This is a genomic window from Azospirillum sp. UFLA03-27, from assembly GCF_059803775.1.
Window position 1 is genome coordinate 1 of the sequence record NZ_JAUQTX010000283.1, and the last position, 8,124, is coordinate 8,124.

The following is an 8,124-nucleotide window of genomic DNA, read 5'->3' on the forward strand; positions in this document are numbered from 1 at the left end:
ATCCGTCGAGGACGGTGAATCACGCAGCCCAGTTGCCGTAAACTCCTTCTGAATCGGTAACCCCTGAAAGGGCTCTAGCCGCGCGCGGGGGTTCCCGGGAGGTTGCGCCGGTATTCCCGAGGGCTCTGCCCGACGATGCGGCGGAAGCTTTTCTCGAAATGGCTGAGGTCGCCGTAGCCGACGTTCATCGCCACTTCGGTGATGGGGAGGCGGCGATCCGCGGCCAGGATCTTCTGCGCCTTGTGGATGCGGATGCGGCCGAGCAGACCCTTGAAGGAGGTCTGAAGCTCCGTCCGGAACAGGTAGCTGAGGTGGGACGGGCTGACATGGGCTTGCCGGGACAGCTCGTCCAGCGTGATCGGATCGGCGAAGCGCTCGCCCAGGAACACCAGCGCCTTGCGCAAGCCGCCGTGCAGCCGGGCCAGCGCCGCCGGGTCCCGGGTCAGCGCGCAATGCACCCAGTGGTTGGCGGGCGCCGGGGTCGGCGGGGGAACCGGCGCGGCCTCCGATTGGCCAACCGATTGGTCAGCCGGTTGGATGGTGGACTCCGCATAGGCCGGCATGGCGCCGCCGACCATCCAGGGGGCGTGGCGGCGCACGTCGCCATGGCGGATCGGCTTGCCTCCGGTCATCACCGCCAGCCGGGCGATCACCCGCTCCAGCTCGAACAGGTTCTCCGGCCAGCTGTGGGCCTTGCACAGGGCGATCAGTTCGTCGGTCCGCGTCTCGTCGGCGCGTCCGCCGTGGCGGTCCAGGGCGGCGAGGACCAGCGGCTCGATGTCCGCCGGCCGGTCGCGCAGCGGCGGCACGGTGGCGCACAGGAAATCCAGCTCGGCCAGCAGCGGGCGGGAGAAGCGTCCCTCCTCCGCCAGCCGCCGCAGGTCGGCGGTCGTCGAAGCGATGACCCGCGGTCCCCCCATCCCGCTGGCCATCCCGCTGGCCATCCCGCTTGTCATCCCATTGCCCGCCCCATTGCCGGAGTGCGTCCAGCCGCCCGGCGCGTCGAGCCATTGACCGAGCTGGGACGGCATGTGCTGGACGATCTGCCCCTGCAGGGCCGGCGTCATCTCGTCCACGCCGCTGAGGAACAGGGTGCCCCCGGCGGCCCGCGCGAACCAGTCGGCGGGAGTCCCCGCCGGGTCCGCCCCGTTGATCTGGACGAAGGGGCCGTCGCGCCGCGGTCCGCAGCCGTGGATCGCCGCAGCGAGCTGCGCCTTCTCCGTTCCGAACTCCCCGGTCAGCAGGACGGGCAACGCGCTGTGGGCGGCCTGCTCCAGGAAAGCGTCCAGCTCGCGCAGCGCCTGGCTCATGCCGACCATCATCAGGGGCCGCCCGAACCGCCGCTCCGCCCAGCGCCGCACCTCGTAGCGCTTGGCCAGATAGCCGCACTGGCGGGCGACGTCCTGCAGGATGGGCGCTTCGGGCGCGGCGCCGTCCGGCGCATGGTCGAGAACCAGCCGCATCTCGCCGACCGGCGCGTCAGCGTAGGTGATGGGCACCACCACCGCCTCCGGGTCGGCCGCGGCGTCGTTGGGGTCGCCGTCCGCCGTCCAGCAGAGGCGCCCGCCCGCCCGGTCCTGGGCGAGCACCAGCGTGCCCATGTCCTGGAGCCACAGCGCTCCGCCGCGCAGCGGCGCGCGGTCGGCCAGCCGGTCCATCAGACCGCCGATCAGGTCCGGCAGGCTGCGAAAATCGGCCGAGGCCGGGTGCAGGATCTCGTCCAGCGTGCCACAGACCGACACAGTCATCGCACCGCCTCCTTGGTAAAGCCGTGCCGCATCTTCCGCGTGCGCCGGACCGTGAAGACGAATGCATGCATCGCGGAGCCGCGATGGCGGTAATCGGATTGATAAGATCGAATCATGACCGGAATCACCTGCCGCCGTTTCAGACAATGGGTTCACAGCCAATCGACGCTTCATGGCGTCAGGGCGTGAAGTCTTCGGCAAACTGGCTTTTTTCCGGACAAACAAATGGGCCGCCCGGCGTCCGGTGTCCCGGCGCCGGGCGGCCCGTCAGGCCTAAATCAACGTGAAGGCATCACCGCGAACGGACCAGCGCCACCGGCTTGCGCTCCGCCCCGGCGTCCGGCGCACGCTCCGCCCCCTCGGCGTAGGCGCGGCCGTAGTAGCTGTCGAGCAGGAGCTGCCGGATCTCCGCGACCAGCGGGAAGCGCGGGTTGGCGCCGGTGCACTGGTCGTCGAAGGCGGCCTCGGCGATGGCGTCCAACCGGGCCAGAAACTCCGCCTCCGGCACCCCGGCGGCCTGGATCGAGGCCGGGATGTCCAGCGTCCGCTTCAGCTCCTCCACCCAGTCGACCAGCTTTTCCACCCGCTCATGGTCACGGCTGCCGCCGAGGCCGAGGTGGCGGGCGATCTCGGCGTAGCGGGCCACGCCTTTGGGCCGGTCGTACTGGCTGAAGGCGGTCTGCTTGGTCGGAATGTCGGCGGCGTTGTAGCGGATGACGTTGGCGATCAGCAGCGCGTTGGCGACGCCGTGCGGCAGGTGGAACTCCGCCCCCAGCTTGTGCGCCATCGAATGGCAGACGCCGAGGAAGGCGTTGGCAAAGGCGATGCCGGCCAGCGTGGCGGCGCTGTGCACCTGCTCGCGCGCCTTGGGGTCCTTGGCGCCGTTGGCGTAGGCGGAGGGCAGATGCACCTTCAGCAGCTTCAGCGCTTGGAGCGCCTGCCCGTCGGTGTACTCGTTCGCCAGGACGGAGACGTAGGCCTCCAGCGCGTGGGTGACCGCGTCGATGCCGCCGGCGGCGGTCAGGCACTTCGGCATGTCCATCACCAGATTGGCGTCGATGATCGCCATGGTCGGCGTCAGTTCATAATCGGCGATCGGGTACTTGATGCCGGTGCGCTCGTCGGTCACCACGGCGAAGGGCGTGACTTCCGAGCCGGTGCCGGACGTGGTCGGGACGGCGACGAACTGCGCCTTCACCCCCAGCTTGGGGAAGGTGTAGATGCGCTTGCGGATGTCCATGAAGCGCAGGGCCAGATCCTCGAAGGCGACGTCCGGGGCCTCGTACATCACCCACATGATCTTGGCCGCGTCCATCGGCGAGCCGCCGCCCAGCGCCAGGATAACGTCCGGCTGGAAGGCGTTGGCGAGCGCCAGCCCACGCCGCACCACCGCCAGGGTGGGGTCGGCGGCGACCTCGAAGAAGGTCTCCACCGCGAGGCCCAGCCCCTTGAGGATGCGCACGGTCTCGTCGACGTGGCCGTTCTCGAACAGGAAGCGGTCGGTGACGATCAGGCAGCGCTTCTTCCCGCGCAGTTCCTCCAGAGCGAAGGGCAGGCAGCCGCGGCGGAAGTAGATGGATTTCGGCAGCTTGTGCCACAGCATGTTCTCGGCCCGCTTCGCCACGGTCTTGCGGTTGATGAGGTGCTGCGGCCCGACATTCTCGGAGATCGAGTTGCCGCCCCAGGAACCGCAGCCGAGCGTCAGCGACGGCGCCAGCCGGAAATTGTAGAGGTCGCCGATGCCGCCCTGCGACGATGGCGTGTTGATCAGGATGCGCGCCGTCTTCATCGCCTGCCCGAAATGGCGGATGCGCTCCGGCTGCTGGTCCTGGTCGGTGTAGAGGGCGGAGGTGTGGCCGATGCCGCCCAGCGCGACCAGCGCCGCCGCCTTGTCGCAGGCGTCCATGAAGTCGCGGGCGCGGTAGAGCGCCAGGGTCGGCGACAGCTTCTCATGGGCGAAGGGCTCGTCCTCGGTCACCGCCTCGACCTCGGCGATCAGCACCTTGGTGTTTGCGGGAACGCTCACCCCGGCCATGGCGGCGATGGCGCCGGCCGACTGGCCGACGATGTCGGCGTTCAGCGCGCCGTTCTTCAGCAGCACCTTGCGCACCGCGTCGGCGTCCCCAGCCGACAGGATGTGGCCGCCATGGTGGGCGAAGCGGTCGCGCACCGCGTCATAGACGGCGTCCACGACGATGGCCGACTGCTCGGACGCGCAGACCACGCCGTTGTCGAAGGTCTTGGACATCAGGATGGAGGCGACGGCCCGCTTGATGTCGGCGAATTCGTCGATCACCGCCGGGGTGTTGCCGGCGCCGACGCCGATGGCCGGCTTGCCCGAGGAGTAGGCCGCCTTGACCATGCCCGGCCCGCCGGTCGCCAGGATCAGGTTGATGTCGGGGTGGTGCATCACCGCGTTCGACAGCTCCACCGAGGGCTCGTCGATCCAGCCGATGATGTCCGGCGGCGCGCCGGCCTCCACCGCCGCCTGCAGCACGATCCGAGCGGCCTCGCAGGTCGCCTTGCGGGCGCGGGGGTGCGGCGAGAAGACGATGCCGTTGCGCGTCTTCAGGCTGATCAGCGCCTTGAAGATGGCGGTCGAGGTCGGGTTGGTCGTCGGCACGATGGCGCAGATCAGGCCCACCGGCTCGGCGATCGTCATGATGCCGTATTCCGGGTCCTCCTCGAGGATGCCGCAGGTCTTCTCGTCCTTGTACTTGTTGTAGATGTATTCGGAGGCGAAGTGGTTCTTGACGACCTTATCCTCCATCACGCCCATGCGCGTCTCGGCAACCGCCAGCTTCGCCAGCGGGATGCGCGCGTTGGCGGCGGCCAGGGCGGCGTTGCGGAAGATGCGGTCCACGGTCTCCTGCGGGAAGCCGGCGTAGACTTTCTGCGCCTCCCGGACGCGAAGGACGAGGTCGTTGAGGTCTGCAAGCGTGGTGACGGGCATATCGTGTCGCCTCTGCGGTTGGCGCGCCGCCGGCCCCTTCGGGCCGGACAGGGAAACCGGATGCGGGCGGGCTATGGCCCTTCAGGAACGGCATCCGGGGCACGCACGGAAAATCGGTCATGGCCGGGCGGCGCTTCTTTCCGGTCCGCGCGGCAGGGAAACTATCCCCCACCGCGGAGGGAAGGACCATGACTCAGGTCAAAACTGGTATGACCACTTTCGGGGTAGCGCCAACCCTGCCCCACCCGGCCTCCTTGGAAAATCTCTTTCGAACGGGTGACGAATTGCCCTGGACAAGCGCCCCGGTTCTTCTTATAAGACGCCCCCGCACGCAGCGGCGCCCAGGTAGCTCAGTTGGTAGAGCAGGGGACTGAAAATCCCCGTGTCGGCGGTTCGACTCCGTCCCTGGGCACCATTTTTCTTTTGCCGATCAAACCATCGGCGGCGGATCGGGTAAAGCCGACTCGCCCAGCCCGAACTTGGCCAAGTCGCGGAGGAAATCATTCCTCGCCTGCCAAGCCATTGAAATCTCCTTTTTTTATGATGCCGATTTTTCGCTGTGCCAGCACAATCGTGGCACAGTCAAAGCGGCAGTGTGAGCCCCTGCGGGCGGCGCATCCCACGCGGCATCCTGCAATCCATTGCCGATGCACAGGACATCATTGCCCCCTCGTTCGCGCCCGCAACAAGGACGCCAAGCCTTTGGCGCGGCCCAAGCCCATCGACACCATCTTGCCAGAAATCGATCGATTGTCTGCGCTGTCTGAATAACCCGCTGCGAAGAAACAAACGGGACTCCATTCACAAAAACGCGATTCAGGCGTCATTTTTGAAGGCAATGCTTAGGGCGCTCCCAGCAAAGCCGCGGACCCACCGCTAATGCAAGCTTTCGTTCGCTTCAGGCCGCCCGCTTTCCTGTGAGAATGAGGGACACCATTACGGACACCGCATCAAGCGCCTGGGTCCGGAGAAGCCCACGATGCGACTTCGGAAAGGAATGACGGATCATGAAGAGGTTCCTGTTTTTCATCATCCTGGCTTTGCTGCCCAACATCGCCGCAGCCGACACCATGACCGCCAGCGATATCATCAACACCTTGAAAAGAAACAACATGGATGTTCTCATCCCAATGTATGAAAAAGGCATTCTGATTCTCGATAGTAAGAACACCACCGTCAACGCCATGAAATTGGTTAGGAACTACGCAGCCTTCGCGGATGCTGAAGCCGAAAAAGCAAAATTCTGGTACCGCGGCATGCCGACCCAACAGGCAAATGACTTTATCAACAGCAATTACTCAAGACTTGGATTGCCGGAGAAATCCTTTGTTGGGATTGCCCCACGTTTTTCCTACGTGATGCAATATGTCACCAACTCGGATCCCGGTGTCGTTTTCGAATTTGGCACGGACAGCGAAGGATGGCTTTACAAGCAGTGGTCTGTTGACCATCCCTGTCAAATCAAAGCAGAAGGTGGCGGCACTTACGGCCTTGGCCCCAGCGGTACCTATGCTTCCTGCAACAACGGCCCCAACGCCTATAAGCCGAAGATCGACAACTTGGGCGGCATGTTCAATAAATGGCTGGCTGACAACACGATAACAGCCAAAGTCGCCTACGTCCTGGCCAACCGCAAATTGTAATATGTTCGCGAAGACAAGAGCGGGGCACTCCCCTGCGCCGCAATGGCCAAGAGTGAGGCCGGCACGCCGAAGCGCCCATTTTTCTCCCAACGATGCGAATCGGATCGGGGGAGCACCACCGAACGAACCCGCCCGGCGGACAAGCCGCCGATCCTGAAATGGGCCTTCAGCGGCCGCGACCGGCGGAAGCCGACGCGCAGGCCCCCAGCAACCACTCCCGGAACGCCATCAGTGGCGGGTGATGCGCCCGTGACGAGGGGTGGACGAGGTGATAGGCCCGGTCCGGGTTCCGGTAGGGCCGGTCCAGCGCCGGGACCAGCGCCCCGTCCCGCAACTCGGCCTGCACCAGCAGGGTTGGCAGCAGCGCCACCCCCAATCCGGTGATCGCCGCCTGAGCGGTGGTGGAGAACTGTTCGAAGAACATGCCGGCGCCCTCGTGCCGCTCGATGCCCTGGGCGGCGAACCAGTCCCGCCATGCCTCCGGACGGCTGGTGGTGTGCAGAAGCGGCAGCGCCACGAGGTCCGACGCCGTGCGGATCGGGTGGGCCGCCAGGAAGGACGGGGCGCAGAGCGGCAGGACCTCCTCCTCCATCAGCCGCTCGCACACAGCACCCGGCCAGTCGGCGGCGCCGAAATGGATGGCGGCGTCCAGATCCTCCGACCGGAAGTCGAAGGGCTCCATCTTCGTCATGAAATGGATGATGATCTGCGGGTGCGCCGCCTGGAAGGCGGGCAGGCGCGGCACCAGCCAGCGCGTGCCGAAGGTCGGCAGAACGGCCAGCTTCAGCACGCCCCCCTGCGGCGCGGTCATGACCCGCAGCGTCGCCGCCCCCACGCGGTGCAGCGCCTCCCGCACCTCCGCCGCATAGGATTCGCCGGCCGGGGTCAGGGTCACGCGCTGGTCGCGGCGCACGAACAGCGGAACGCCGAGCTGGTCCTCCAGCGCCTTGATCTGGCGGCTGACGGCGCCCTGGGTCAGCGCCAGCTCCTGCGCCGCGGCGGTGAAGCTGCCGGTGCGCGCCGCCGCCTCGAAGGCGGAGAGCGCGCTCATGGACGGGAGAAGACGGCGTTGCAGACCCATGGGTCATGACTATAGCTCATGACCTGGGGAAAGAAAGTCGGTTGCGCGGGGCGGGGCCTGCCGCCAGATTGAGGAAGATTTGAACGCCCAGCCGAGGAACGAGCGCGCCATGCAGACCAATGGCAAGACCGGAGGCCAGTTGATCGTCGATGCGCTGGAAGCGCAGGGCGTCGAGCGCGTGTTCTGCGTGCCGGGCGAAAGCTACCTCGCCGTGCTGGACGCGCTGCACGATTCCCCGATCCGCACGATCAACGCCCGCCATGAGAGCGGCGCCGCCATGATGGCGGAGGCCGAGGGCAAGCTGACCGGGCGTCCGGGCATCTGTTTCGTCACCCGCGGCCCCGGCGCCACCAACGCCGCGCCGGGCGTCCATGTGGCGCAGCAGGACTCCACCCCGATGATCCTGTTCATCGGCCAGATCGAGCGCGGCATGCGCGGGCGCGACGCCTTCCAGGAGGTCGACTACACGCTCATGTTCGGCGGCATGGCCAAGTGGGTGGCCGAGATCGACAGCGCCGACCGCGTGCCGGAGATGGTCAGCCGCGCCTTCCACACCGCGCTCGCCGGCCGCCCCGGCCCAGTCGTGCTGGTGCTTCCGGAAGACATGCTGGTGGAGACGGCGGATGTCGCCGTCGCCCGCCTGGCCCAGCCGGTGGACCTGTCTCTTATACACATCTGACGCTGCCGACGATTATACGC

At 66.7% G+C, this 8,124-nt stretch carries 4 protein-coding genes, 1 tRNA gene and 1 pseudogene; 3 read left to right on the plus strand and 3 right to left on the minus strand.

Annotated elements, in window-relative coordinates:
- Positions 1 to 74: 74 nt before the first annotated feature.
- Positions 75 to 1,748 (minus strand): helix-turn-helix domain-containing protein, encoded by a 1,674-nt coding sequence (locus Q4I23_RS27995; protein ID WP_498528376.1) that lies wholly within the window; start codon positions 1,746 to 1,748, stop codon positions 75 to 77.
- A gap of 292 nt (positions 1,749 to 2,040) precedes the next feature.
- A complete protein-coding gene (gene adhE / locus Q4I23_RS28000; RefSeq protein ID WP_498528377.1) occupies positions 2,041 to 4,701 on the minus strand; it encodes a bifunctional acetaldehyde-CoA/alcohol dehydrogenase in 2,661 nt (886 codons plus the stop codon).
- Positions 4,702 to 5,040: 339 nt separating this feature from the next.
- On the opposite strand from adhE, the gene Q4I23_RS28005 reads away from it, so the two are divergent.
- Together Q4I23_RS28005 and Q4I23_RS28010 are read left to right on the plus strand one after the other, a co-directional pair.
- Positions 5,041 to 5,116, plus strand: a tRNA-Phe gene (locus tag Q4I23_RS28005).
- Between the two features lie 592 nt (positions 5,117 to 5,708).
- Positions 5,709 to 6,344 carry a hypothetical protein gene (locus Q4I23_RS28010; protein WP_454020733.1) on the plus strand — a complete coding sequence of 212 codons (636 nt, stop codon included), beginning with the start codon at positions 5,709 to 5,711 and terminating at the stop codon, positions 6,342 to 6,344.
- Between the two features lie 166 nt (positions 6,345 to 6,510).
- Here the strand turns inward: Q4I23_RS28010 and gcvA are convergent, their stop codons facing one another.
- Positions 6,511 to 7,425, minus strand: coding sequence for a transcriptional regulator GcvA (gene gcvA / locus Q4I23_RS28015; RefSeq protein ID WP_454020734.1), 915 nt, complete (start codon positions 7,423 to 7,425; stop codon positions 6,511 to 6,513).
- A 109-nt stretch (positions 7,426 to 7,534) separates the two neighbouring features.
- On the opposite strand from gcvA, the pseudogene Q4I23_RS28020 reads away from it, so the two are divergent.
- Positions 7,535 to 8,080 (plus strand): annotated as a pseudogene (locus Q4I23_RS28020) (thiamine pyrophosphate-binding protein); the annotation flags it as partial.
- Between the last annotated feature and the right edge of the window lie 44 nt (positions 8,081 to 8,124).

Coding starts and splice junctions, on each gene's coding strand:
- Q4I23_RS27995 (WP_498528376.1), bottom strand. CDS start 1,748: ATGACTGTGTCGGTCTGTGGCACGCTGGACGAGATCCTGCACCCGGCC.
- adhE (WP_498528377.1), bottom strand. CDS start 4,701: ATGCCCGTCACCACGCTTGCAGACCTCAACGACCTCGTCCTTCGCGTC.
- Q4I23_RS28010 (WP_454020733.1), top strand. CDS start 5,709: ATGAAGAGGTTCCTGTTTTTCATCATCCTGGCTTTGCTGCCCAACATC.
- gcvA (WP_454020734.1), bottom strand. CDS start 7,425: ATGGGTCTGCAACGCCGTCTTCTCCCGTCCATGAGCGCGCTCTCCGCC.